Annotated in this window: 27 protein-coding genes; 20 read left to right on the forward strand and 7 right to left on the reverse strand. The window is 47.3% G+C overall.

Annotated features, from left to right (window positions below; all coding sequences use genetic code 11):
* The first annotated feature begins 4 nt into the window (after positions 1 to 4).
* Genes BN161_RS23405 through BN161_RS23415 form a run of 3 tightly spaced genes read left to right on the forward strand, consistent with a single transcriptional unit; the run spans position 5 to position 4,955 of the window.
* Positions 5 to 1,297 (forward strand): ATP-binding protein, encoded by a 1,293-nt coding sequence (locus BN161_RS23405; RefSeq protein WP_044270832.1) that lies wholly within the window; start codon positions 5 to 7, stop codon positions 1,295 to 1,297.
* Between the two features lie 30 nt (positions 1,298 to 1,327).
* Positions 1,328 to 3,664 (forward strand): hybrid sensor histidine kinase/response regulator, encoded by a 2,337-nt coding sequence (locus tag BN161_RS23410; protein ID WP_044270834.1) that lies wholly within the window; start codon positions 1,328 to 1,330, stop codon positions 3,662 to 3,664.
* Positions 3,639 to 4,955: a sigma-54-dependent transcriptional regulator gene (locus BN161_RS23415; RefSeq protein WP_044270836.1), complete on the forward strand. Its 1,317-nt coding sequence runs from the start codon at positions 3,639 to 3,641 to the stop codon at positions 4,953 to 4,955. Before BN161_RS23410 ends, BN161_RS23415 begins: the two co-directional genes overlap by 26 nt.
* On the opposite strand, the gene BN161_RS23420 is transcribed toward BN161_RS23415, so the two are convergent.
* From BN161_RS23420 to mobA, 4 genes are all read right to left on the reverse strand, one after another.
* Positions 4,947 to 5,369 (reverse strand): hypothetical protein, encoded by a 423-nt coding sequence (locus tag BN161_RS23420; protein ID WP_044270882.1) that lies wholly within the window; start codon positions 5,367 to 5,369, stop codon positions 4,947 to 4,949. The two genes, BN161_RS23415 and BN161_RS23420, sit on opposite strands and share 9 nt — an antisense overlap.
* Before the next feature lie 283 nt (positions 5,370 to 5,652).
* Entirely contained in the window at positions 5,653 to 7,692 is a 2,040-nt protein-coding gene (gene mobC / locus BN161_RS23425; protein WP_044270838.1) for a conjugal transfer protein MobC, read from the reverse strand.
* Positions 7,693 to 7,732: 40 nt separating this feature from the next.
* A complete protein-coding gene (gene mobB, locus BN161_RS23430; RefSeq protein WP_044270840.1) occupies positions 7,733 to 8,989 on the reverse strand; it encodes a conjugal transfer protein MobB in 1,257 nt (418 codons plus the stop codon).
* Entirely contained in the window at positions 8,974 to 9,396 is a 423-nt protein-coding gene (gene mobA, locus BN161_RS23435; protein ID WP_044270842.1) for a conjugal transfer protein MobA, read from the reverse strand. The genes mobB and mobA overlap by 16 nt, the downstream gene beginning before the upstream one ends.
* A gap of 834 nt (positions 9,397 to 10,230) precedes the next feature.
* Here mobA and BN161_RS23440 point away from each other — a divergent pair.
* Genes BN161_RS23440 through BN161_RS23450 form a run of 3 tightly spaced genes read left to right on the forward strand, consistent with a single transcriptional unit; the run spans position 10,231 to position 12,105 of the window.
* Positions 10,231 to 10,989, forward strand: coding sequence for a ParA family protein (locus tag BN161_RS23440; protein ID WP_044270845.1), 759 nt, complete (start codon positions 10,231 to 10,233; stop codon positions 10,987 to 10,989).
* Positions 10,990 to 11,002: 13 nt separating this feature from the next.
* Positions 11,003 to 11,437, forward strand: coding sequence for a DUF3408 domain-containing protein (locus BN161_RS23445; RefSeq protein WP_044270847.1), 435 nt, complete (start codon positions 11,003 to 11,005; stop codon positions 11,435 to 11,437).
* Positions 11,425 to 12,105, forward strand: a complete 681-nt coding sequence (locus BN161_RS23450; RefSeq protein WP_044270849.1) for a DUF4122 family protein — start codon at positions 11,425 to 11,427, stop codon at positions 12,103 to 12,105. Before BN161_RS23445 ends, BN161_RS23450 begins: the two co-directional genes overlap by 13 nt.
* 115 nt (positions 12,106 to 12,220) lie before the next feature.
* On the opposite strand, the gene BN161_RS23455 is transcribed toward BN161_RS23450, so the two are convergent.
* The 3 genes from BN161_RS23455 to BN161_RS23465 are packed head-to-tail and all read right to left on the reverse strand — an operon-like array spanning position 12,221 to position 13,579.
* Positions 12,221 to 12,676, reverse strand: a complete 456-nt coding sequence (locus BN161_RS23455; protein WP_044270851.1) for a hypothetical protein — start codon at positions 12,674 to 12,676, stop codon at positions 12,221 to 12,223.
* An 11-nt stretch (positions 12,677 to 12,687) separates the two neighbouring features.
* Positions 12,688 to 13,098: a helix-turn-helix domain-containing protein gene (locus BN161_RS28320; protein WP_167332572.1), complete on the reverse strand. Its 411-nt coding sequence runs from the start codon at positions 13,096 to 13,098 to the stop codon at positions 12,688 to 12,690.
* Entirely contained in the window at positions 13,085 to 13,579 is a 495-nt protein-coding gene (locus BN161_RS23465) for a hypothetical protein (RefSeq protein WP_044270853.1), read from the reverse strand. The genes BN161_RS28320 and BN161_RS23465 overlap by 14 nt, the downstream gene beginning before the upstream one ends.
* 273 nt (positions 13,580 to 13,852) lie before the next feature.
* Between BN161_RS23465 and BN161_RS23470 the strand changes: the two genes are divergently transcribed.
* Genes BN161_RS23470 through BN161_RS23530 form a run of 14 tightly spaced genes read left to right on the forward strand, consistent with a single transcriptional unit; the run spans position 13,853 to position 23,790 of the window.
* Entirely contained in the window at positions 13,853 to 14,122 is a 270-nt protein-coding gene (locus BN161_RS23470; protein WP_244436606.1) for a DUF4134 domain-containing protein, read from the forward strand.
* Between the two features lie 6 nt (positions 14,123 to 14,128).
* Positions 14,129 to 14,452 carry a DUF4133 domain-containing protein gene (locus BN161_RS23475; protein WP_044270856.1) on the forward strand — a complete coding sequence of 108 codons (324 nt, stop codon included), beginning with the start codon at positions 14,129 to 14,131 and terminating at the stop codon, positions 14,450 to 14,452.
* Positions 14,449 to 16,974 (forward strand): TraG family conjugative transposon ATPase, encoded by a 2,526-nt coding sequence (locus BN161_RS23480; protein WP_044270858.1) that lies wholly within the window; start codon positions 14,449 to 14,451, stop codon positions 16,972 to 16,974. The genes BN161_RS23475 and BN161_RS23480 overlap by 4 nt, the downstream gene beginning before the upstream one ends.
* 9 nt (positions 16,975 to 16,983) lie before the next feature.
* Positions 16,984 to 17,346 (forward strand): DUF3876 domain-containing protein, encoded by a 363-nt coding sequence (locus tag BN161_RS23485; protein ID WP_044270861.1) that lies wholly within the window; start codon positions 16,984 to 16,986, stop codon positions 17,344 to 17,346.
* 12 nt (positions 17,347 to 17,358) lie between these two features.
* Complete coding sequence (locus BN161_RS29990) at positions 17,359 to 17,532, forward strand: hypothetical protein (RefSeq protein WP_167332573.1); 174 nt, start codon at positions 17,359 to 17,361, stop codon at positions 17,530 to 17,532.
* A 50-nt stretch (positions 17,533 to 17,582) separates the two neighbouring features.
* Entirely contained in the window at positions 17,583 to 18,212 is a 630-nt protein-coding gene (locus tag BN161_RS23490) for a DUF4141 domain-containing protein (protein ID WP_081743780.1), read from the forward strand.
* A 3-nt stretch (positions 18,213 to 18,215) separates the two neighbouring features.
* Positions 18,216 to 19,229 carry a conjugative transposon protein TraJ gene (gene traJ / locus BN161_RS23495; protein ID WP_044270863.1) on the forward strand — a complete coding sequence of 338 codons (1,014 nt, stop codon included), beginning with the start codon at positions 18,216 to 18,218 and terminating at the stop codon, positions 19,227 to 19,229.
* Between the two features lie 21 nt (positions 19,230 to 19,250).
* Positions 19,251 to 19,874 carry a conjugative transposon protein TraK gene (traK, locus tag BN161_RS23500; protein WP_044270865.1) on the forward strand — a complete coding sequence of 208 codons (624 nt, stop codon included), beginning with the start codon at positions 19,251 to 19,253 and terminating at the stop codon, positions 19,872 to 19,874.
* Positions 19,871 to 20,179, forward strand: a complete 309-nt coding sequence (locus BN161_RS23505; protein ID WP_044270867.1) for a TraL conjugative transposon family protein — start codon at positions 19,871 to 19,873, stop codon at positions 20,177 to 20,179. Before traK ends, BN161_RS23505 begins: the two co-directional genes overlap by 4 nt.
* Positions 20,136 to 21,428, forward strand: coding sequence for a conjugative transposon protein TraM (traM, locus tag BN161_RS23510; RefSeq protein ID WP_044270869.1), 1,293 nt, complete (start codon positions 20,136 to 20,138; stop codon positions 21,426 to 21,428). Before BN161_RS23505 ends, traM begins: the two co-directional genes overlap by 44 nt.
* A gap of 40 nt (positions 21,429 to 21,468) precedes the next feature.
* Positions 21,469 to 22,386 carry a conjugative transposon protein TraN gene (gene traN, locus BN161_RS23515; protein ID WP_044270871.1) on the forward strand — a complete coding sequence of 306 codons (918 nt, stop codon included), beginning with the start codon at positions 21,469 to 21,471 and terminating at the stop codon, positions 22,384 to 22,386.
* Positions 22,383 to 22,970 carry a conjugal transfer protein TraO gene (locus BN161_RS23520; RefSeq protein WP_044270873.1) on the forward strand — a complete coding sequence of 196 codons (588 nt, stop codon included), beginning with the start codon at positions 22,383 to 22,385 and terminating at the stop codon, positions 22,968 to 22,970. The genes traN and BN161_RS23520 overlap by 4 nt, the downstream gene beginning before the upstream one ends.
* Before the next feature lie 19 nt (positions 22,971 to 22,989).
* Complete coding sequence (locus tag BN161_RS23525) at positions 22,990 to 23,463, forward strand: DUF3872 domain-containing protein (RefSeq protein WP_044270876.1); 474 nt, start codon at positions 22,990 to 22,992, stop codon at positions 23,461 to 23,463.
* 3 nt (positions 23,464 to 23,466) lie between these two features.
* Positions 23,467 to 23,790 carry a lysozyme family protein gene (locus BN161_RS23530; RefSeq protein ID WP_052356409.1) on the forward strand — a complete coding sequence of 108 codons (324 nt, stop codon included), beginning with the start codon at positions 23,467 to 23,469 and terminating at the stop codon, positions 23,788 to 23,790.
* Positions 23,791 to 23,800 lie beyond the last annotated feature (10 nt).

The raw sequence follows: 23,800 nt of genomic DNA on the forward strand, positions 1-23,800 counted from the left end.
AAGTATGAACGAATATATCGCATGGTTCAATCAAGTCCTGACCACTTCCATCCAACTTTATTTCCAGCAGGAATGTGAATATTCCTCGCTGGAAGAAGTGGTGCCGCCTGCAAGCGACTGGCCGGAAAAAGTAACTGACATTCCGAATATCACATTCGACGAGCGGATAGTCATCATGTTGGCCCTGATGCCACATATCTGTCCGCAGATACTGGACATCTTCTTCGTGCAGAACAAGAACTTCGACCGTCAATATACCGAGTTCGGCGGCTGGAAAGGATTGTCGCACGGCGGTTTCCTGCCAACGGGAGAAACCGCCTCGTTTATCATCGCCGGGGAAGACATGGAAAAGAAGAAAGCGGTCATCCGCATGTTCCAGAAAGACCATTGGTTCTATTCGACCAATATCCTGCGGCTGGAAGGTGCCGGTGAAGGCGAGCCGTTCCTGAGCGGGCAGCTGAGAGTTTCCGAAGAGTTTCTGAGCAGAGTCCTGCTGGAGAAGGACTACAAGCCGGACTACAACATCGGCTTTCCTGCAAAGCGCGTCACAACCGCTTTGGAGTGGGAGGATATGATTCTGGATTACAACACGCTTGAGGCCCTCGATGAAATCAATACATGGATAGCCCACCAGAACATCATCATGGAGAATTGGGGACTGTCCCGTATCCTCAAGCCCGGCTATCGTGCATTGCTTTACGGTCCTCCGGGTACGGGAAAGACACTGGCGGCAACCCTGCTGGGTAAGAAGAACCGGATGGACGTATACCGGATAGACCTGTCGATGATTGTGTCCAAGTATATCGGCGAAACGGAAAAGAATCTGGCCCGGGTGTTCGACCTTGCCGAGAACCGGAACTGGATTCTCTTCTTTGACGAGGCGGATGCTTTGTTCGGCAAACGAACTTCAACAAATACCTCCAACGACCGTCATGCCAATCAGGAAGTGGCCTACCTTCTGCAACGGATAGAGGATTTCCCCGGCATAATCATTCTGGCAACCAACCTGCGGAGCAATATTGATGAAGCGTTCTCCCGTCGTTTCCAGTCGGTGATTTATTTCCCGATGCCGACGAAAGAGCTGCGTGCGGACTTATGGCGGAAGATGCTCCCCCGACAATGGCTGGGCAAAGATGCAGACGAACTGATCGCTATTGCCGCCGAAACGGAACTGTCAGGAGGGTCTATCACGAATGTGGTGCGGCGGTGCGCATTGTACCTGATAAAATCCGAGGAAAGGATATTGGATAAAAGGATATTGAAGGAGGCGTTGCAGAAAGAAAAAATGAAAACGTGATTCATTCGTATATTCATAACTGATATAATAATGGGGGCGAAAACGAATCTTCTTAATTTCAAGATATTATTCGGCTATTTCGTTGTATTGGCGGTTGTCAGCAGTGTGATATCAATCATTTTGCATGAGAAACAGCAGCTGCGCGAAATAGAAACGGATACATCGGGCAGCCGCGACATCCGGCATGACATCCATACGGCCCATCGCTACATAACAGAGCTTGCTACTTTAGGAGAATCTGTTATCAGCTGGGAAGATGCAGATTATCGGACATACCGCAGCAAAAGATTGTATACAGACAGTTTGTTGCAAAAGCTTCGACAACTTTGCCGGGAATTTATAAATCCGGAGAAAGTTGACACCCTGCGTAGCCTGCTTGCAAGCAAGGAACAGCATTTGTTTCATATCATGCTGACATTCCACAGGCAGGAAGAAGCGGACAGCCTGCTTATGCACCGTTTGCCCGTTGTTGCCAGGCAAGTCGCCCATCCCCGCGAAATAACACGGAGAAAAAAGGGGATTGCCGGGTTATTCGGGAAGAAAGAGACCATACAAGTTAAAGTTCCCGCAATGTCGCTTAATTCTTTGAATGAGCAACTGATAGAAATGCAGGAGCAGCGGAGGCATGAGTTGGAAAGTTATGTCGATACGTTGAGATTGAAAAACAGAATACTCAACAAAGAACTGATGAACCTGATCTCCCAAATGGATGACTTGGCGCGGAACGCTTTCCGGCAGAAAGAACAAAAGATAGAGGATATGCGGCAAAGTTCTTTCCGTCTGATGTCGTATGTGTTGGCAGTTGCCATTTTGTTATTGCTTGCTTCTTATCTGGTCATCCAGAAGGATCTCCGGCAAAAAGAGAAATCGCGGAGGGCATTGGAGGAGAGCATCCGGCAGAACAAGGCTCTTCTGGAAATGCGCAAGAAAATCATCCTTACCATTTCACATGATATCCGGGGACCCTTAGGAAGCATAAACGGAAGTGCAGAACTGGCGATGGATACTCGTGAAAAGAAAAAAAGGAATAATCATCTGGAGAATATCCGGACTTCCTGCCGCCATATCCTGCATCTGGTGAATAACCTGCTGGACATTTACCGGATGAACGAGTGGAAAGAAACCAGAAACGATGTCCCGTTCAGGCTAGGCCCGTTTATGGAGCGGATCATCGCCGGATATTCACGCAAGAGCAACGACAAGGGACTCCTGTTTACAACAGAACTGACCGGCATGGAAGCTACAGTGATTGGAGATGCCGACCGCATAGAACAGATACTTGACAATCTGTTGATGAACGCCGTCAAATTTACAGAAACCGGAGAAATACGATTTATGGCAAGTTATGAAAAAGGGCAGTTGACAACAGAAGTGCGGGATACAGGCATCGGTATGAGTGAAGAGACGCTGTCCCGTATATTTCTGCCTTTCGAGCGTGCCGCCCAGAGCGTAAATTCAGAGGGCTTCGGATTAGGTCTTTCGATAACAAAAGGCCTTGTTGAATTGCTGGGAGGGAGGATTTCTGTTGAGAGTTCCACCGGGAAAGGAAGCTTGTTCCGTGTGACCTTGCCTCTTTGCGGAACGGAGGAAAGAGAGAAGGCAGAGAATAAATCCATTGCAGGCAGTTTACGGTTGCCACATGAGGTACTTGTCGTTGATGACGACTCTGTACAGCTTGAGGTAATCAAGGAGATGCTGGAGCGCAACGGGGTATCTTGTGAGGCGTGCAGAAATGTAAAAGAGGTGGTGCAGGCACTCAGGAAGCGTGATTTTGATCTGATACTGACCGATGTGCAGATGCCCGGCACCGACGGCTTCAACCTGCTGAAGCTATTACGCAATTCCCAAATCGGAAATTCGCAGGCTGTACCTGTAATGGTTATGACCGCACGCGGTGATAAAGACACTTCCGTCTTTACGGAAGCCGGCTTCCGTGGCTGCATCTACAAACCGTTCTCCGCTCAGGAACTTTTGTCTTTCATCTCTTCTGTCGTCCGGCAGGAAAATGAAGAAAGGAATGAGGTCTCTTTTGATGCACTGATATCCGGAACGAATGACAAGGAAAAGATGCTGGAGCTTTTTGTCGGAGAATCGGAAAGAAGTATTGCCGAGCTTCAGGACGCACTGAGGACGGAGAACCGGAAACGGCTTCGTGAAACCGTACATCGGATGCTTCCGTTATGGGAGATATTGCACACTGACAATATTTTGCAGGAATACCGCCGGGTACTGCATGATGAACATTCGGATATGAGGACAGTCAGAGAAGAGACGAAAAGGATCATAACTCATACACACGAATTAATAATGAAAGCCAAAAACGAAATAACCCTATTGAAAAATGAAACAGAGAATACTGATAGTTGAAGATAATATAGTCCTGTCGCAGTTGCAGAAAGGCTGGCTGGAAAAGTCCGGTTATGATGTCGTCACCGCCATGAATGAACCGGTCGCCCGCAAGCTGATACGGAACCAGCCGTTTGACCTTATCCTTTCCGACGTCCGTCTGCCGGAAGGTAATGGTATCACCTTGCTGGAATGGCTTAACAACTCCCAGATACGTATTCCATTTGTGATAATGACGGATTATGCCTCTTTTTCGGATGCGGTACGTGCCGTCAAATTGGGTGCTAAAGACTATCTGCCCAAACCCGTGCATAAGGAAAGGTTGCATGAACTTGTCCGTGAACTGTTGAAACCGTTGTCGGTCATGCGCGAAGAGAAAATGATACTGCGGCGGATCAGTCCCAAGGCAAAGGAAGTGGAACGCCTTGCCCTGCTTGCCGCCCCTTCGGACATTTCCGTGATGATACTCGGCGCAAATGGTACGGGAAAGGAATCGGTGGCGCAAAGTATCCACCAGAACAGCGACCGGTGTGAGGGTCCTTTCATTGCTGTGAATTGTGGGGGAATCCCCCAATACCTTACCGCATCACATTTCTTCGGACATGTCAAGGGTGCATTCACCGGTGCGGAATACGACCAAAAAGGTTGTATTGAACTGGCGAATGGAGGTACACTGTTTCTGGATGAAGTCGGGAATATGCCCCTTGAACTTCAGGTTATGCTGTTAAGGGTATTGCAGGAGCATACCTATTCTCCGGTTGGCAGCTCCAAAGAACGGACTTCTGATGTCCGCGTCATCTCTGCGACCAATGAAGATTTAAAGAAAGCAATATCTGAAGGTAGATTCCGTGAAGACCTTTATCATCGCCTGTGTGAATTTGATCTTCGAATGCCTTCTCTCTCGGAATGTCCGGAGGATATCCTGCCTTTTGCCGAGTTCTTCCGTAAACAGTTCTCAGAAAAATACAGGAGGGTAACTACCGGTTTCACAGGCGAATCCAAAGAACTGTTGCTCGGTTATTCATGGTCAGGAAATATTCGGGAGCTGAAAAACAAAATAAAGCGTGCCGTGATTGTGGCACAACAGGAACTACTGTCTTCAGAAGATTTGGGATTTGATAAAGATATGATTATTGGGACCTACGGGAAAGACCGGGCGACAATCATGAAGATAAGGGATGAGGAGAGAGAACTGGAGCAGGTAAAGCTTGCTCTTGAAAAATCGGGCGGTAATATCACACAGGCAGCCGGACTGCTTGGAATCAGCCGTCAGGCATTATATGCCAGATTAAGAAAATACAATTTAAAATAGCTTTTTACATTTCCGGTAGATCATCATACAGACTCCTCCGGGATATTGCCTGGCTTTATATAATGACCATTGGCAAGGAGATACGCATTTCATGATATGTATTCCCTTGTTTGCAGTGATAGGAAGAAGATAGATAACGACTTCGTCTACCATGTGATAGAGGAAAAGTCCCCGCAGCAGTTCCACACTATCCTTGCCGGTAATCTCAGCATAATAAATGAAATTCTCCTCCGATTGATCTTTGCTGCATATCAAATCAAGAAGCGGGTAACCCGGAAACAAAGGGTATGAGCATTCTTCTTTCCAACGGGGGAAACCTTTCTTGTCAGTCTTTACCCATTGCATCAATTTTTCATTTTCTTCGGGAAGGAATCCGTCGAGCGTCATTGCCAAAGCAATTTGAATTTTAGCCATACCTCTGCTTGTTTTATATGAATAAAAAACGTGAAACCCACGCAGTTCCAAGCAGAGGCTCTGGTAAGCCCATAACAGAAACATGCATGAGCCCACGCTATAAGGTATAGCATAAGCTTCACACAATAGTCTCTGTTATTTGAAATGTACCAGATTTCTGCTTGAGACGTCTTGCGACTTATGTATATAATCGGTAGAAAATATTCCACAATCTACCGCTATATTCTATTTTCAATTTTCAAAGATAGAAATAATCTTCCAATTGTAAAATGAGTGCCCTGAATTATTTCTTTTTCTTGTCCTCTTTCTCCTTTTCATCTTCCAGTCCCAGCCGTTTGCATAATTCCGGGTCACTCTTGATACGCTTCATTTCCATATTGATAATCGCCTGCGCGTCCGCTTTGATCTGGTCATAGTTCCGCTGGATTTGCTGCATCATGATGTCATTTCCATTTTTATCCTTAAACTCGTTGATGACAGGGATTTTTTTGTAGGCTTTTTCTTCCGCGCTGACTTTTGCATGGTCCACAATGATTTCGGCATGGAATATCTTCTGGTCTATTTTCTCACCGAAGTTGTCTGATACGGCACCAACGAATGTGCCCTGTGAAAGGTTTGCTATCTTGGAAGCGGGGATAAGCGAATCAAGTTGCGTGTTGATAGAGGTGGAAACATCCTGCCGGTTGATGGAGATGGACTGACGCTTCTGAAGTACTTTTCCAAAGCGTTCCGATAGTGTTTTGGCGGTTTCGCCTACTACCTGACCACTGAAGATATTGCCCACAGTATTTTGCACCACTTTGGATTCTTTTTCACCATAGTCACGATTGAGTTGGCTGAAATCTTGAAAGCCCAGACAGACCGCCACCTTGTTGCTTCGGGCCGTGGCAATCAGATTGTCCAGTCCCCTGAAATAGATAGTCGGTAACTCGTCGATAATCACCGTACTTTTCAGCTGTCCTTTTTTATTAATCAGCTTTACAATACGGGAATTGTACAATCCCAAGGCTGCAGAATAAATGTTCTGACGGTCGGGATTATTGCCTACGCATAGCAATTTAGGCTCATCCGGATTGTTGATGTCTAAAGAAAAGTCATTACCTGTCATTACCCAGTAAAGTTGTGGAGAAATCATTCTGGTAAGTGGGATTTTAGCGCTTGCAATCTGACCTTGGAGCTGATCCTGAGCTCCTGATTTCCATGCGTCCATGAATGGTGAAAGGTAGTTTTCAAGTTCCGGGTAAGAGGTTAATATAGTAAATAAATCTGAATATGGTTTATTCAGCAGTTCCACCGCGTGGGGGAAGGTGCAATAGATCCCGTTATTATATATTTTAAGGTACCAGATGATGGCTGCCAGCAAGATAATCGGTGATTCCACGAAGAAATCCCCCTGTTTTTCAATCCATGTTTTGTTCAAATTTAACATAATTGTGTAACTTGCCTCGTATGCATCTGAGATGTCTGTCATGAACTCCGGATTGATAGGGTTACATCTGTGTGATTTATGCGGGTCATCGAAATTGATGACATAGAATCTGGGCTTTACCTTGTATTTATCCATATTGTTCAACAACGTGTTGTATGCAATTACGGATAAGTCATCGAATTTGTAATCGTAGATATAACAACTATAACCCTTTGAAATCATCTGCCGGATGTAATTGTTCACCACAGCGTAGGATTTTCCCGAACCGGGAGTACCCAATACAATAGTCGCGCGGAACGGATTCACCACATTTATCCATCCGTCATTGAGCTTCCCCTGATACTGAAACTTCGTCGGCAGGTTGACCGAGTATTCATTTTCCATCAGCCGCGTTTCCTGCTGGAAAGACTCGTTTTCAAGATTGAAAATATCTTCCATCAGGTTGTGTTTGTATAAACGGCTCATCCATAATCCTGCCATTAAGAGGCAAAGATAACCTGAAGCCAATGTGAAGACATAAAGTGCGGTGACAGCCACATGAGGCAGGTTCAAATCCAATATCCACCAGTTGAGAAAGAAAAGGATGCATCCTGCAAAGAGTGCCGCATAGATTTTATGCCAGGTGATCTTCTCGTCTTTGACACCTTTGGTTCCCAGACACGAGATAGCCAGCAGCAGGATAGCCGCCAGTTTGCTCCATAGAACGCAGTTGAAAATTCCGGTTGTATTGTTGAAGTTCATAATTATCTTGTCTATCACTGCCAGATTCAAATTCCAGCTTATAATACTTGGATAGCAATAGACATATACGTGTACCACCAAAAGAAAAATACTCACTGCCCGGCCAAACTCCATAATCTTGGCGAGTGCTCTCAAATCATCTTCTTGTTGCATAAGAATTGTGTATAAATGGGTTAATATAAATAATCGTCTTTCAGATGCCGCGTGACTTTCGTTTTGCTTTCCTCTTTTTCTTCATGCGGCGTGCGAAGGCCTCCTCTTCGTAATCCCTCGGACTGGTTTCCATCGAGAATATTCCTGCCGCCTGTTCCAATGCGCTTCCCGATTCCACTTTATGCGAATAGTGCTGCCATAGTTCGGCACCGGTATGTGCGGAACGTTCTCCGGCAGGTATGCTGTCCCACCATTTGAAAAGTTCGTTGAATACGCCCGCAGAAAACTCTTTGCCCATACGCGAACCGTTGAATACTTCCCGCCGGTTATGGTCGATGAACGTGACACCGTAGATACGTCCCTGCTCATTTTCCCGGAATACCACATCAATGCGGGCATTCTTTAATAGTCCGGTGAGTTCTTCACGTGAACGTGCGTGCTGCATGGCATAAGCCACTTGTGCATGAATAGCCGGTGCCCATTTGCCGTCCTTGAAATCCTTGGTATGTGAAAGCATCCTCTTTTCCAGGCGTTCATTCCCGAACCGTTTGCCGAACCGTGAACTCTTGAAAGGCGGGCTGACCACTTTCCCACTGTCATCAGTAGCCGAATAGATAATACCGGTATATGGCTCGCCTTTGAATTCTCCCCGTACCTGCTTGGCTTCAATATTGAAAGTAGACAGCACTGCGCTGTATTCCCCGAACGTCTGAAAGCGGTAACTTTCCAATACGGCTTTCAGGGTATTGCCTATTTGGTGCCGTACATCACCCGCGGATACATCTATTTTCTTCAGTTCCGCTTTCGGATTGCGTTCTTCCATATCCGCACCGTTTCGCAGTCCGAAGTCTATTTCCAATTCCCGGCAGGCGGTCATGGAACGGCGGTGCTCAAAAGAATCGTTGATTTTCCGTCCCTCTTCATCCACGCATACACTTACGATATGGATATGCGTATTGTGCGTATCACCATGCTTGTAGGCGATGTAGGGCTGGTCGCCGTATCCCATCTTCTGCATATACATTTGCGCCAGTTCTGCCAGCTGTTCGTCGGTGAGCTTGTCCTCCGGTGCCGGGCTGAGTGCGATGTGCAGTACGGGTTTCTCCGTGTTCCTGTTTGCCAGCAGGTAATTCTCAAAGGAGAGCAGGGCAAGACGTATGTCCTCGCTCGGCAGTCCCAGGCGGTCTGAAATTATCCGGTTACCGGATAATATTTCAGCCGTTCCTTTTTCCACTTTCTCGTGGTTGTAGTTCAGTGCCCCGTACAGGCTGGCTCCGTGACTTATTTTTGCAACCATTTCTTTTGATATTCTTCGGTTAACGCCATGACTTTTTTGGTCAGCAGCATCAGTTCAAGTGTCATTTTCTCAAGTTTGTAGAGCAACGACATCGCACGTTTTTCCCCGAAATTGGTTTTGATGGCACGTACCACCTGATTGTAGTTGTTGCCGACTGCCTGGAATTGTTTGTGAAATTCCGTCAGGCGGATGTAATAATCCATCGTCGCCTTGTCGATTTTAACCACTTTGATTGTACCGCCGAAGATGGCTTTTTTGATGAAACGTGTTTTGTCTTTTGCCTCCGTCTCGGCAACCAGCTTTTCAAACCGCGTGTTCTCTTCGGCATTCAGGCGGAAACTGTATTTATAGTCCGCCGGATCACTTTTGGGCTTTCTTCCCATTTTAGTTTTCGATTCTTCCTTCATACTCTTTGTATAATTTCAGTCCGTACTTTTTTCTCTTCCAGAATTTCCGACTTTGGAGGAAATTCCCCGACCGCCAGGTCGGGCAAGTGGTTTTCGTCGGACAGGATACTTCCTGTCGGGCGAAAACACAACTTGCTATGTTCGTTTGAACATAGAATCCTCCTTCGTCGGATTGCTGCGCGACGTTCACGGCGTGTTGTGGTCCGATGAAGTGCTATTTCCTCCTTTGTCTTGTTCTGACTTTGCAAAATTAGAGTGTTTTAAACTGCTGGTAAATAGATAGATATGTGACACGTGATGACACGTGATGACACCTGACACCTGATGAACCGAATTATAGTGGCAGTATCAAAAATACATTCTACTTTTGACGTGACGCAAGACAGGACGTGCCTTATCAGTAGGGTGTAAAATAAGCCGTACAGATACGGTATATATGGTGTCGGAGCAATACGGTGTACCTGAATAGGATGCGATACCTATTACATCCTGATACTAAAATATTGGTGTAGTCTTGATACTGCACAGTGTAGAATGTAACAGGATTCTACAAACTGTGACGGAGCTATACGGCAACGGATATATTGTCCTTATACAATGTAGACTGGCATACAGGAATGAATGTCATGTATTAATATCCGGTAATTTGCATTGCGTTTACGTTGTACGATTTATGTGGTATCGGTATCCGGAAACAACCGGTGAATGAATACGGTGATACGTGCAGTTATTCCTACTACCGGACAAGATGTGCAGCACCGCGTAGCGTCACTTTTTGCAAGCATATATGAGAAGAAAGAAAAATAATTCATTAACCCCTAAATTCATGAAGTTATGAAGAAAGAACCTTTATTTGTCGCCCTGAGCAACCAGAAGGGCGGTGTGGGCAAGTCCACTTTCACAGTGCTGCTTGCCAGTTATTTCCATTATGGGAAGGGTAAGAATGTGCTTGTGGTTGATTGCGACTATCCCCAGCACAGCGTTAAGGCCATACGTGAGTTGGATGTAAAAAACGTGGAGAAGAACGTGCGCCTGCAAAGTCTGTTGTCGGAACAGTTCGGCGACAGCGGCAGGAAAGCCTACAGCATCCTGCCCTCCACCCCTGAAGAAGCGAAAGAAACGGCCTACAAATTTATTGACCGTTCGGGTCTTGACTACGACCTTGTACTCTTCGACCTGCCGGGAACAGTCAATACAGCGGGCGTATTCCGTTCTATCATCAACATGGATTATGTACTTACCCCGATAACGCAGGAGAGAATGGTGATGCTCAGCAGCATGAACTTTGTACTTGCCATCCGTGAATATATGGCCCATCACCAAGATGCCCCTTTACGCGGCATCTATATGTTCTGGAACCGGATGGACAAGCGGGTTTCCAAAGAGCTGTATAACGCCTATACGGAAATCTTCCGCTCCTTGAAAATAGCTGCGTTGGAGACGACTATTCCCAGTGCGGAACGCTACAACAAAGATACGGGAATGAACGGGCAGCTGTTCCGCAGTACCTTGTTTCCTCCGTCCCCCGCTTCGCTGAAAGGCAGCAATCTGGATTTGCTTGCTGCGGAAATAGAAACGGTTCTTCAACTATAAATCGCACACAACTATGGCAAGCAAAAAGAGAACCGTCTATGATGTGGACGAGGATGCGCTCAAACGCGTGATGGCCGGAGATACCACGGCATTGGAAAAGATAAAAGAACAGGAAGAAGAACCGGTTCGGGAAATCCCACCTTCAGAACCACCGGAAGCAAAGGAGAAGAAACCGTCCGGTGGAAAGAAGAATTCACAGCCATACGGCTTTGACGAATACCGGAAACAATTCCTGCATAATAAACTGACGGGAGCGAGACGGCAGACTTATATTCACGACTCCTTGTATAAGGCATTTGCCAGAGTTTTGCCGGTCATCGCACCGGAGATGTCTGTTCCTACTTTTGTGAACAGCGTGTTGTCTGACCATCTGGAAAAGTATCAGGATATAATAAACGCCATGTATAATCGGGAAGCCAATCAAAAACCAATAGAATGGAATATCTAATTTATTTATTGGTACGCCTTGCGTGCGTTTCCTACCTATTATATAAGGTATGGGGACAGAAAAAGAAGGTTCGTGAAATTTGTGACCTGCTTTATGAGATAAAACCGTCCGCAGCAGTAGACAAGACAGAACCGGTAGCATCCAAACCGCAGGGTACGGATGAACCGGATGTGATGGGCAGCACCCGCTATGTTTATCTGGACGAGAACGCGGGACAGACCGTAGCTCCCTATATGAGTGAACCTTTGGAAATGGGTACGGATTATATTGGGGAGGACGAAGAGGTACCGGAGGAAGAAGTGGAATGTAAATTATCACTGGAGGAAATGAAAATGCTGAAAGAAGAACAGGAAGAACTGGACGGGATGTCTCCGGAAGTGGAGTCCATATCCCAGGTCGTAACACCGGCCGACCTTGATAACGCCGCCAATGTATTGTTCAAGTTGGATGATGCGGATAAGGACGAAAACAAGTCCCGCCGTGCCGCCCTCACCCTGCACGCTATCCGGGAGACAGACCTTTTTGAGGTCTTTTCTTCCCAGGTAGAGAATAAAAGCATCATCGAGAATCTCATGGACAGATATCTGGACGGGGAAGGCAATGCGCTGCCGGTACGAAAAACAAAGGCCAGTCTTAACTCCTCAATCGATTGGAAACAATACTTGTAAGACTTTAAATAAGGTTTCATTGGAAATATTTGGTTTACCAATGTATGCAAAAAAGCCTGTGTATCTCTCAAAAGGAATACACAGGCTTTTAGCTATTATCAGAAAAAACGGGCGATCAGCCTGCTTTTGTGCCGTCTATATTTCCAGTGGCAGAAATAAAGTCACTTGGTATCAGGGGCAGTAACATATCTGAAAGGATGGTATCTTTCAGCTTCATATAAAGAATGCCTCGCATCGTACCTATGGAAAGTTTGATTATTTTAGGTATGACATGGTCTTCATTAGTTTTATAAACGCCGTCTTCCACCATCAGGATGTCGGATAGGTTGGATATGGCATATATAGAATTTACAGAGAGTGTAACCAGGTCGGTGTTCGATGATTTATCTGAAAAAATAAAAGTCAGTTCCACACCGACGGTTTGCGCCTGTATGTCAACATGGAATTTCTGACCATAACCGACTGTAATCTTCTCCCTGTCGTAGCCGTTGTAATCGAAGTCCGTATTGAACCTGAATGCGGTCTCCTGGATTTTGACCAAAGCGATATTAACTACTTTCTCTTCTTTCATAACTATAATTTTTAAGACACTACCTTCAAACCACCGCTATAGGCAAGGAAGCCGGTGCGGACAAAATCTTTTTCCGGAAGTGTGCTATATTCAGAGTTCCGTTTCAATACGACGGACAAATTAATGTCCGGAACTTCACGTATGCCCGATGAAGCGACATTTATCAGCTCTATGCCTAAAGCCTGCTGCAAGTCAAACATCGTATCATGTGTAAGGTTCATTGTCCCTGTGAGCATACGGGATATTTCAGAGGGTTTTTTCCCCATCAGACGGGCAAGTTCCCTTTGTGTCATGCCTTTCTGTTTAAGCGCGTCGGCAATTTTAACCGCCACACACATACGGCTTTTAACACGCGCGTATTCGGCTGCATCGAGCGAATCCGCCAGATTATCAAAAAATACGTTTCCTTTAGTCGTCTTCATATTCATCCGTTATTTCATCGTCACAGTCGATGGTACCGTCTTCGTTTATACGCACATTCCTGTTTCTGATACCATTATCCAATAATTTCGATATTCTCTGCAATAACCGTACTTTCCCGTCAAGATTTTCATCTTCATTGTATGTACGGGTTGTCTTCGGTCCCCCGTCACCCAAAATGACGGTGCAATTGCCATATCTCAGGCAATAAAGGCGAAGCTTTTTTGAAGGAATGTCATACAATGCGGCTACGGCGTCATCCGCTTTGCCTTCCCTGAGTTTGAAGAAATGCTCCCGTGCTCCGGTGACATCCCCCATCGTTTTGATTCGCATCAGCAGATTCCGAATTTCCGTACCATGCTGCTCCAGATTACTTTCTATAAAATGCTGGAACAAGGATTTATCATCATCGTCCACTGCAACAGTATAGAAATTAGTCCTTCTGCCTGAGAATTGGTCCAACTTTATAAGTGAAATTTTCATTCTTCTATCAAGTCATGGCACAAAAATAGGGAATTAATCCGATATAATGATAACATATATGTTAACTTTTTGTTTGAGATTACGGAGAATTAGCTAATAATCACCTTTCGTCTTCAATTCAGTCCCATTTAGCAGACATCTGATGACATCTGCCGACACCTGATGAAGTACTTGTATCTCAGCAAATTATCCCCCATATATTTGCAGTCGAAATCAATTTTATGTCTCACCTTAAACGATTCGACAATGAGAAAGAGAATCCTTTTTTCCGTTATGTGCGCGTTTGTCGCAGCAAGTGTATTTGCGCAGGGCCAGGGCCTTGCAGGTATCAACGAAGCCACGAGTATGATGACCAGTTATTTTGACCCGGCCACAAAACTCTGTTACGCTATCGGTGCCGTGCTGGGACTTGTAGGCGGTATCAAGACTTACAGCAAGTTTTCAAGCGGCGATCCCGACACCAGCAAGACGGCAGCCAGCTGGTTCTTCGCCTGTATCTTTTTGATTGTAGCCGCCACCATCCTGCGTTCCTTCTTCCTCTAACCGGTCATGGAATACCAGATTAACAAAGGTGCGGGAAATCCGATAGAGTTCAAAGGCTTGAAGTCACAGTATCTGTTCATCTTCGCCGGCGGACTTGTTGCCGTGCTTCTTGCGGTAATCATCCTGTATGTGGCAGGCGTTGACCAATGGATATGCATTCCTTTCGGAGTCATATCCGGTTCCCTGCTCGTCTGGGTTACTTTCCGTCTGAATGCCCGATACGGTGAACATGGGCTGATGAAGCTGCTGGCGGAAAAACGCCATCCGCGCTATCTGATCCACCGCAAGAGATTATTCCGATTACTGACCAAAAAAAGAAAAGAATCATGAAAAACGTATTGAAAGCGGAAACACTGGAACGCAAGTTTCCCCTGCTGGCCGTGGAGAATGGTTGCGTAGTGAGTAAGGATGCAGACCTGACAGTGGTTTTCGAGGTGGAACTCCCCGAACTCTACACCGTGACGGCAGACGAATACGAGGCCATCCATTCCTCGTGGATAAAGGCAATAAAGGTACTGCCCAATTATTCGGTTGTCTGCAAGCAGGACTGGTTCACGAAAGAAAACTATTCCCCCGGCTTTAAAACGGAAGAACAGAGTTTCCTCTCTAAAAGCTATGAACGCCATTTCAACGAGCGTCCGTACCTGAACCATAAATGTTACCTGTACTTGACGAAGACCACCCGTGAACGCAGCCGGCAAAGGAGCGACTTTAACACGCTCTGCCGTGGCTTCCTTTTGTCTAAAGAAATAACCGACAAGGATATGGCAGCCAGATTTATGGAAGCGGTGGAGCAGTTTGAACGCATCATGAATGATTCGGGGCTTGTTAGCCTTCGCCGTCTGGAAGCGGACGAGATCACCGGTACGAAAGAGGGCCCTGGGCTGGTGGAGAAATGCTTTTCACTGTCCCTTGAAAACAAGACAGCCGTCCTTCAGGACATCTGCCTCAAACCGGGCAGGATGCGCGTCGGTGATAAGCGGCTCTGCCTGCACACCCTTTCGGATACGGCAGACCTGCCGGGTAAAGTGTCCACTGATATGCGTTATGAGCGTATGTCTACCGACCGCAGTGACTGCCGCCTTTCGTTTGCCGCTCCGGTAGGCCTGCTGCTCTCGTGCAACCACATTTATCACCAGTTTATATTCATTGACGACGCGCAGGAAATTCTCCAGTCGATGGAAAAGACCTCCCGCAATATGCTCTCGCTCTCGAAGTACAGCCGTAGCAATGCCGTCAATCAGGAATGGACGGAGATGTATCTGGACGAGGCACACACCAAAGGCGTATTGCCCGTGCGCTGCCACTGTAACGTGATGGCATGGGCGGAAGATGCAGAGGAATTCAGAAGGATAAAGAACGATACGGGCAGCCAGCTTGCCATGATGGAATGTACGCCCCGTTACAACACAGTGGATACTCCGGTGCTCTATTGGGCGGGTATTCCCGGCAATGCCGGTGATTTCCCGGCGGAAGAATCATTCTACACGTTCTTGGAACAAGCGGTCTGTTTCTTTACTGCTGAAACCAACTACCGTAGCTCGCCCAGCCCATTTGGTATCCGCATGGCTGACCGGCAGAACGGTATTCCTATTCATGTGGACATATCCGATTTGCCTATGAAGCGGGGCATCATCACGAACCGTAACAAGTTTATACTGGGTCCTTCGGGCAGCGGAAAGTCGTTCTTTACCAACCACCTTGTGCGGCAGTATTATGAACAAGGCACGCATATCCTGCTGGTGGATACGGGTAACAGCTATCAGGGATTGTGTCGCATGATCCATGACAGGACACACGGGGAGGATGGGATTTACATTACGTATGAAGAAAACAACCCGATTGCTTTCAATCCTTTTTATACTGACAATAGACAGCTTGACGTGGAGAAACGTGAGAGTATCAAAACACTCATTCTGACTCTCTGGAAACGTGAGGATGAAGCCCCGAAACGTTCGGAGGAGGTGGCGCTTTCCGGTGCGGTAAACGCCTATATCCGGAAGATTATGGAAGACGAAACAATCAAGCCCGACTTCAACGGTTTCTATGAATTCGTCCGTGATGACTACCGCCGGATGATCGAGGAAAAGAAAGTACGCGAAAAGGATTTCGACATTGACGGATTCTTGAATGTACTGGAGCCGTTCTACAAAGGCGGTGACTATGATTTCCTGCTGAATTCTGACAAGGAGCTTGACCTGACCCATAAACGGTTCATTGTCTTCGAACTGGATAATATCAGTTCAAATAAGGTACTTCTTCCGGTGGTGACGCTGATTATCATGGAAACCTTCATTTCCAAAATGAGAAAGCTCCAGGGCATCCGCAAGATGATCTTGATTGAAGAGTGCTGGAAAGCCCTTATGTCCGCCAATATGAGTGAATACATAAAGTATCTTTTTAAGACCGTCCGGAAATATTTCGGTGAGGCAGTGGTGGTTACGCAGGAAGTGGACGACATTATCAGTTCGCCTATTGTAAAGGAAGCCATCATCAACAATTCGGACTGCAAGATACTGCTTGACCAGCGCAAGTATATGAACAAGTTCGAGCATATCCAGAAGCTTCTGGGACTCACGGAGAAAGAAAAGGGACAAATCCTTTCTATTAACCAGGCGAACCATCCGGGACGCTTCTACCGTGAAGTATGGATCGGTCTGGGCGGCACCCATTCGGCGGTGTATGCTACGGAAGTAAGCGAAGAAGAGTACTACACGTTCACGACAGAAGAATCAGAGAAACTGGAAGTCCGGAAGATGTCGGAAGAACTTGGCGGCAATCTTGAACTTGCCATCCGGCGGCTGGCTGAAAAGAAACGGGAAGAACAAAAACAAGTATCAACACCTAAATGAAAACAACGGATGAGAAACAGACAACTATTGAAACTGGCACTCTGCCTGATAGGCGTAGCCTCACTGGTGCTACAGGGATGTGCGGATATGAACGGAAGAACGGACCGCGATAAACTGTGCGGTTCGTGGAGCAGCGTAGAGGGCAAGCCTGACGTGCTGATTTACAAGGAGGGCGAATCCTACAAGGTGACGGTCTTTTCACGCAGCGGAAAGATGCGCCGTCTGAAACCACAGACGTACCTGCTGGTGGAAGAAAACGGCAATCTCTTCATCAATACCGGATACCGCATTGACGTATCCTACAATGAAGCGGCGGACGTGCTTACCTTTTCACCGAACGGGGATTACGTGCGAAAAGAAAATGAACACTAAAAACCTGGCGGAATGACTTCACGACCGTACGGAAATGAAACGAATGCAATCCGGTCTTTTCGTATCTCCGGCAAGGCTTTCCCGAGTCGCCGACAAGAGGACCTCGAGTCGCCGACAAGACAGCCACAAGTCAGCGACAAGACAACTTCGATTCAGCGGGCAATCTGTGCCGGACTGATTCAATAGCGGTACGGAAAGAATTAATTCCGCCGGCGGATTCACTAAAACAAAAGCATATGAAGAAAAAGACAATCCTAATCTGCATGGCCCTTGCACTGGGCATCACCCGGGCAAGCGCCCAATGGGTGGTTACCGACCCCGGCAATCTCGCCCAGAGTATCATCAATATGTCGGACAATATTACGCATACTTCCAAGACTGCAACCAGTACCGCACAGAGTTTTTCCGAGACGGTCAAAATTTACCAGCAGGCTAAAAAGTACTACGATGCGCTCAAGTCCGTGAACAATCTGGTGAAGGATGCCCGCAAGGTCCGTGAAATCATCCTGATGGTAGGTGACGTGTCAGATATCTATGTCACCAACTTCGGCAGGATGATGAACGATGAGAACTTTTCGGCAAAGGAACTGGACGCCATCGCTTACGGCTACACCGAACTTCTGGAGGAGAGCAACGGAGTGTTGCAGGACCTCAAACAGGTCATCAATGTCAGCACGCTGAGTATGACGGACAAGGACCGCATGGACGTGGTGGATGAATGCTACCGCAATATGCGCCGCTACCGGAACCTTGTCAGCTACTATACGAACAAGAACATCGCCGTGAGCTACCTGCGTGCCAAGAAAAAGAATGACTTGGACCGTGTGATGCGGCTTTACGGGGATGAAAACGCTAAATACTGGTAGCCTATGGTACTGTTGTCAATAGATTTTGCGAACCTCCATACGATTCTGGAGAGTCTGTATGAACAGATGATGCCGCTTTGCGAAGATATGCTGGATGTCGCCAAAGGCATCGCCGGGCTGGGTGCCCTTTTCTATGTAGCTGTCCGTGTCTGGCAGTCGATGGCACGTGCCGAACCGATAGATGTATATCCTTTGCTGCGTCCTTTTGCCCTTGGCATCTGCATTCTCCTGTTTCCGACACTGGTGCTGGGAACCATGAACAGTATTCTCAGCCCCATCGTGCAGGGGACGCACAAGATGCTGGAAGGGCAGACGCTGGATATGCAGCAATACCGGGAGCAGAAAGAGAAACTGGAGAAAGAAGCCATGATGCGCAATCCTGAAACCGCCTATCTGGTCAGTGACGAGGAGTTTGACCGGCAGCTGGACGAGCTCGGCTGGTCACCGGGGGATGCCGCCACCCGTCTGGGCATGTATATGGAAGTGGGTATGTACAATATGGAAAAGAGCATCCGTGATGCCTTCCGCAGCCTGCTTGAGCTGCTCTTTGCCGCGGCGTCCCTGCTGATAGACACGGTAAGAACCTTCTTTCTGGTAGTCCTTTCGGTGCTTGGTCCGATAGCTTTCGCCATCTCCGTATGGGACGGCTTCCAGTCCACGCTCAGCCAGTGGTTTACGAGATACATATCCGTCTATCTATGGCTTCCGGTCAGTGACCTGTTCAGTAGCATGCTTGCCAAGATACAGGTATTGATGCTTCAGAGCGACATCGCCGAGTTGCAGGGAAACCCCGATTATTCGCTGGAGAATTCAAATAGCGTATACATAATTTTTATGCTCATCGGCATCATCGGATATTTTACCGTGCCAACGGTTGCCGGCTGGATCGTGCAGGCCGGAGGAGCCGGAAACTATTCCCGCAACCTGAACCGTACGGCAACAAAAGCCGGAAGTTTCGCAGCCGGCGTAGGCGGAGCGGTGCTTGGAAATATCGGAGGACGCATCCGTGGAAAATAACCATTCAAAAACAAGTCATTTATGGAATTCAAGTCATTAACCAATATTGAAAGCAGCTTCAAACGCATCCGCCTGATGCTGATAGCCTTTGTCTGCTGCTGTACCTTAGTCACCGGCTACGCGTTGTGGAGTTCCTACAGCTTTGCCGAAAAGCAGCGGGAGAAGATCTATGTGCTGGACGGTGGCAAGTCGCTGATGCTCGCCCTTTCGCAGGACCTTTCACAGAACCGTCCGGCAGAGGCGAGGGAGCATGTAAGGAGATTCCACGAACTCTTCTTCAGCCTTTCTCCGCAGAAAGACGCCATCGAGCATAATATCAACCGTGCCTTGCTGCTGGCCGACAAGAGCGCCTACCATTACTATGTGGACTTTGCCGAAAAGGGATATTACAACCGGCTTATATCGGGCAATATCAACCAGGTGCTGCAAGTGGACAGCGTAATCTGTGATTTCACCGGCTATCCCTACAAGGCAAGGACGTATGCCCGGCAGATGATTATCCGCGAAAGCAATGTCACGGAGCGTAGCCTGGTGACGGACTGCCAGCTCCAGAATGCGGTCCGTTCTGACGATAATCCGAACGGGTTCATCATCGAGAATTTCACTATTCTTGAGAACAAGGATTTAAGGAGCGTGGAACGATGAAAAGAAGAAACAACTATTTGAAACGGGCGGACAGCCTGATGCGCTGGTACTGCCGCAAACTGACAGAGAGACAACGGGTGGCTGTCGTAGCTACGGCATTCGTGCTTTTCATGGCAAGCTGCCTTTATATGATCGCCTCTTCACTCACCGGGTTCGGGAAGCCGGACGGAAGTCCGGAGATAGAGCATATACGTTCACCCCGGCAGATGCTTGACGGCGTTAAGAGAAACGAGAACAATCACTTTAAGGACTATTACGATTATGGATATCCAGAAAATCAAGACACGGTTAGGCTTGTCTCCTGATAAGCCGCTGACACCGGAAGAGAAGCGCAGACGCGCACGGTATATCATCTATCCCGTATTCTTCCTGATCTTCGCAGCCTGTATCTGGCTGATTTTCTCCCCGTCGGAAAAGGACAGGGCGGAAGAGGAAAAAGGCAAAGGATTCAATACGGAAATACCGTCCCCCCTGCAGCAACAGATGGAGGGGAACAAGATGACCGCATACGAACGGGAAGAGCTGGCCAGAAAAGAAAAACAGCGCAAGGGTACGTTTCAGGAGATGGCCTCACTGTTCGGTAAAGCCAAGAATGATACGGTACATCTGCCGGACAGAATGGTAGAACTGCCAGAAGAACCGGCAGAAAAGAGAGTCGGCAGTTCCCATAACACGGTGCGTTCTTCCGCGAATGCATATCGAAACATGAATCATACGCTTGACAACTTCTACACCCGGACAGATGATCCGGAAAAGAGGGAACTGCTAAGGCGTATTGAAGAGCTGGAACGGGAGCAGAAGACACAAAAAGAGCCTGAGGAGAACACGATGGAAGAGAAAATGGCCCTGATGGAGAAATCCTACGAGCTTGCCGCCAGATATAACGGCAAGCAGACGGCTACGGTTTCACCCGTGAAAGACGAGAGGAAACGGACTGCGGCAAAACCGGTGAAGCAGGTACGGCAGCAGGTGGTGTCCTCCCTGGCACAGCCAATGAGCGATGAGGAGTTTATTTCCGGTTTTACGGGTGGCAGGAACATGGGATTCAACACTCCCGTAGGCAAGACACTCACTTCGGACAGGAACACCATTCCTGCCTGCGTACATGGTACACAGACCGTATCGGACGGGCAGGCACTCCGTCTCAGGCTGTTGGAACCGATGGTAGTCGATGACCGTTTTATCCCCAAAGGCACTGTGCTGGTTGGAGGTACCCGTATACAGGGAGAACGTCTCGATATTGTCATCAATGCCGTGGAATACAAAGGTTCGGTCATTCCGGTGGAACTTGAAGTATATGACGCGGACGGACAACAGGGCATCCTTATACCCAACTCGATGGAGTATGATGCGGTGCGTGAGATAGCGGCCAATATGGGAACCTCGATGAACAGCAGCATCAATATTTCTACGGATGCCGGGGCGCAGATCGCTTCAGACTTGGGAAAAGGTGTGATACAGGGTGTATCGGGGTATATATCCAAGAAGATGCGGACAGTAAAGATTACGCTCAAAGCCGGACACAGGCTGTTGCTGCATTCACCTGAGCAATGAATAGAAACCCAATTATTAACCAATCATTCAACAATCGGACATGAAGAAGATTCTGATGATGTTTTTTGCCCTTTTAACGGGCGTAGTGGCTGCCCATGCGCAGCAGAGTAGCGGAGATTATTTTGAAGGTTTGAGCCGCAAGATCGGTTTTAGCCAAATGATTCCCCCGCATGGTCTGGAAATCACTTACGACAAGACGGTGCATATTATTTTCCCTTCTCCCATCAAGTACGTGGACTTGGGTTCCACCAACCTGATTGCCGGCAAGGCGGATGCCGCTGAAAATGTAATCCGCGTGAAAGCTACCAAGAAGCATTTCCGTGATGAAACGAATATGAGTGTCATCACAGAAGATGGAAACTTCTACACATTCAATGTCAAGTACGCGGACGAACCGCTGCTGCTTAATGTGGAGATGTGCGACTTCATCCATGACGGGGAAACGGTCAACCGTCCGAATAATGCCATGGAAATCTATTTGCAAGAACTGGGCAATGAATCCCCGCGTCTGGTACATCTGATTATGAAGTCCGTACACAAGCAGGACAAACGTCGTATCAAGCACATCGGTTGCAAACGCTTCGGGGTGCAGTTCCTGCTCAAAGGGCTTTACGCTCATAATGACCTGCTGTATTTTCATACGCAGGTAAAAAATGAGACGAACGTGCCTTTCGATGTCGATTTTGTGACTTTCAAGGTTGTGGATAAAAAGGTGGTAAAGCGCACTGCCATGCAGGAACAGGTGATTTATCCGCTACGTGCCTACAGCTATGTGACCCGTGTGGACGGCAAGGATTCCGAATGTACGGTGTACGCCCTGCCCAAGTTCACGATACCGGAGGACAAGAAACTGATCGTGGAGATGTACGAGAAACAAGGCGGACGCCACCAGACCTTTGATGTGGACAATGAGGACCTTGTACGTGCGGAAACTATTAATGAGTTGAAAGTCAGATGAAAGCACGCATGAAGTTTGTAATGCTGTTTACAGCCATGCTTGCCCTCTTTGCAGGGCAGGCAAAGGCGCAACGCTGCCTGCCGGGCATGAAAGGTGTGCAGTTTACAGCGGAAATGGTGGACGGTTTTTACAGCAAGGCGAACCGTGGTGATGCGGGTTTTGCTTTCGGTATTGCCGTTTCCACGTATGCCAAAGGTGAAAACAAATGGGTATTCGGTGCTGAAATCATGCAGCGATACTATCCCTATCGCAGTAGTCGTATTCCTTTGGGACAGTACACGGCGGAGGGAGGTTACTTCTATAATTTCTTTTCCGATCCGAAGAAAATTGTTTTTCTGAATGTCGGCGTTTCCGGCATGATGGGGTATGAAGCGGTCAACGGCGGAAAAAAACTGCTGTCTGACGGTGCGGCCCTTAGAAAATATGAATCATTCATTTATGGCGGATCAGTGACATTGGAAGCGGAAACTTACCTGTCGGATAAGGTGGTCCTGTTGTTACGGCTACGTGAACGTATTATTTGGGGTAGTGCCGCCAAACATTTTCACACCCAGTATGCTTTGGGCATCAAATACATTTTATAACGACTAAATCCATATGAACATGAGAAAGATACTTTATTTTATGATGATTACCTGTTGCATGGCAGCCGCCTTTTTTTGTCTTGGTTCTTGTGACAGCAACCTGGATATTCTGCAGGACTACCCGTTCACGGTAGAAGCCATGCCGGTGGCGGATAAGATTAAGAATGGCGAGACGGTGGAAATCCGTCTGGAAATCTTGTCGGACGGTGACTTTAACGGAACAGTTTATACCTTGCGTTATTTTCAGCCGTCCGGAGACGGCTTGTTGAAAATGGAAGATGGCACTGTACTCAAGCCCAATGACCGCTATCTGTTGAATGAAAAGAAATTCAGGCTGTATTATACATCCAAGAGTGCGGATGAGGCACAGACCATTGATTTGTATTTTGAAAATAACTGGAAAGATATCCGGCGGCTCAGTTTTGATTTCAATAACAAGGATACAGGGAATGAGGATGAAGTAAAGGAAAGTGCAACCGAAAAGAAAGTTTAGATTATGAAAAAGCTCTTGTTGGGTATTCTGCCATTCTTTATATTCAGTTTTATGCTCCGGGCGGATAATCTGATAGTGTCCTATCCTGATGAAAAAGAAAAAACGTTGTTTGATAGCGCCGTTGAAATCGTTAAAAGATATGAGGGCTGGCATACGGCTCGGAATGCACCTTACATCGGTTACGGTCACCGGTTGCTTCCGGGAGAACAACTTACTGCTGATTTGACAGAAGCACAAGCAGATTCATTATTAAGGTCGGATTTGATGAAGCGATGTGCAGTTTTCCGACGCTTCAATAAAGACTCTCTGCTGTTATCCGAAAGTTAGGATAAAAGCA

It is taken from the genome of Bacteroides timonensis, assembly GCF_000513195.1.
Lineage (GTDB): Bacteria > Bacteroidota > Bacteroidia > Bacteroidales > Bacteroidaceae > Bacteroides > Bacteroides timonensis.

Excerpts from the sequence above, each read along its gene's own strand:
- BN161_RS23405 (WP_044270832.1), top strand. The coding sequence starts at position 5 with ATGAACGAATATATCGCATGGTTCAATCAAGTCCTGACCACTTCCATC.
- BN161_RS23410 (WP_044270834.1), top strand. The coding sequence starts at position 1,328 with ATGGGGGCGAAAACGAATCTTCTTAATTTCAAGATATTATTCGGCTAT.
- BN161_RS23485 (WP_044270861.1), top strand. The coding sequence starts at position 16,984 with ATGAGAAACAGACAACTATTGAAACTGGCACTCTGCCTGATAGGCGTA.
- BN161_RS23450 (WP_044270849.1), top strand. The coding sequence starts at position 11,425 with ATGGAATATCTAATTTATTTATTGGTACGCCTTGCGTGCGTTTCCTAC.
- BN161_RS29990 (WP_167332573.1), top strand. The coding sequence starts at position 17,359 with ATGACTTCACGACCGTACGGAAATGAAACGAATGCAATCCGGTCTTTT.
- BN161_RS23505 (WP_044270867.1), top strand. The coding sequence starts at position 19,871 with ATGAAAAGAAGAAACAACTATTTGAAACGGGCGGACAGCCTGATGCGC.
- mobA (WP_044270842.1), bottom strand. The coding sequence starts at position 9,396 with ATGAAGGAAGAATCGAAAACTAAAATGGGAAGAAAGCCCAAAAGTGAT.
- BN161_RS23480 (WP_044270858.1), top strand. The coding sequence starts at position 14,449 with ATGAAAAACGTATTGAAAGCGGAAACACTGGAACGCAAGTTTCCCCTG.
- traK (WP_044270865.1), top strand. The coding sequence starts at position 19,251 with ATGGAATTCAAGTCATTAACCAATATTGAAAGCAGCTTCAAACGCATC.
- mobB (WP_044270840.1), bottom strand. The coding sequence starts at position 8,989 with ATGGTTGCAAAAATAAGTCACGGAGCCAGCCTGTACGGGGCACTGAAC.
- BN161_RS23465 (WP_044270853.1), bottom strand. The coding sequence starts at position 13,579 with ATGAAAATTTCACTTATAAAGTTGGACCAATTCTCAGGCAGAAGGACT.
- BN161_RS23455 (WP_044270851.1), bottom strand. The coding sequence starts at position 12,676 with ATGAAAGAAGAGAAAGTAGTTAATATCGCTTTGGTCAAAATCCAGGAG.
- mobC (WP_044270838.1), bottom strand. The coding sequence starts at position 7,692 with ATGCAACAAGAAGATGATTTGAGAGCACTCGCCAAGATTATGGAGTTT.
- BN161_RS23530 (WP_052356409.1), top strand. The coding sequence starts at position 23,467 with ATGAAAAAGCTCTTGTTGGGTATTCTGCCATTCTTTATATTCAGTTTT.
- BN161_RS23415 (WP_044270836.1), top strand. The coding sequence starts at position 3,639 with ATGAAACAGAGAATACTGATAGTTGAAGATAATATAGTCCTGTCGCAG.
- traM (WP_044270869.1), top strand. The coding sequence starts at position 20,136 with ATGGATATCCAGAAAATCAAGACACGGTTAGGCTTGTCTCCTGATAAG.
- BN161_RS23490 (WP_081743780.1), top strand. The coding sequence starts at position 17,583 with ATGAAGAAAAAGACAATCCTAATCTGCATGGCCCTTGCACTGGGCATC.
- BN161_RS23520 (WP_044270873.1), top strand. The coding sequence starts at position 22,383 with ATGAAAGCACGCATGAAGTTTGTAATGCTGTTTACAGCCATGCTTGCC.
- BN161_RS23470 (WP_244436606.1), top strand. The coding sequence starts at position 13,853 with ATGTGCGCGTTTGTCGCAGCAAGTGTATTTGCGCAGGGCCAGGGCCTT.
- traJ (WP_044270863.1), top strand. The coding sequence starts at position 18,216 with ATGGTACTGTTGTCAATAGATTTTGCGAACCTCCATACGATTCTGGAG.
- BN161_RS23525 (WP_044270876.1), top strand. The coding sequence starts at position 22,990 with ATGAGAAAGATACTTTATTTTATGATGATTACCTGTTGCATGGCAGCC.
- BN161_RS23475 (WP_044270856.1), top strand. The coding sequence starts at position 14,129 with ATGGAATACCAGATTAACAAAGGTGCGGGAAATCCGATAGAGTTCAAA.
- traN (WP_044270871.1), top strand. The coding sequence starts at position 21,469 with ATGAAGAAGATTCTGATGATGTTTTTTGCCCTTTTAACGGGCGTAGTG.
- BN161_RS23445 (WP_044270847.1), top strand. The coding sequence starts at position 11,003 with ATGGCAAGCAAAAAGAGAACCGTCTATGATGTGGACGAGGATGCGCTC.
- BN161_RS23440 (WP_044270845.1), top strand. The coding sequence starts at position 10,231 with ATGAAGAAAGAACCTTTATTTGTCGCCCTGAGCAACCAGAAGGGCGGT.
- BN161_RS28320 (WP_167332572.1), bottom strand. The coding sequence starts at position 13,098 with ATGAAGACGACTAAAGGAAACGTATTTTTTGATAATCTGGCGGATTCG.
- BN161_RS23420 (WP_044270882.1), bottom strand. The coding sequence starts at position 5,369 with ATGGCTAAAATTCAAATTGCTTTGGCAATGACGCTCGACGGATTCCTT.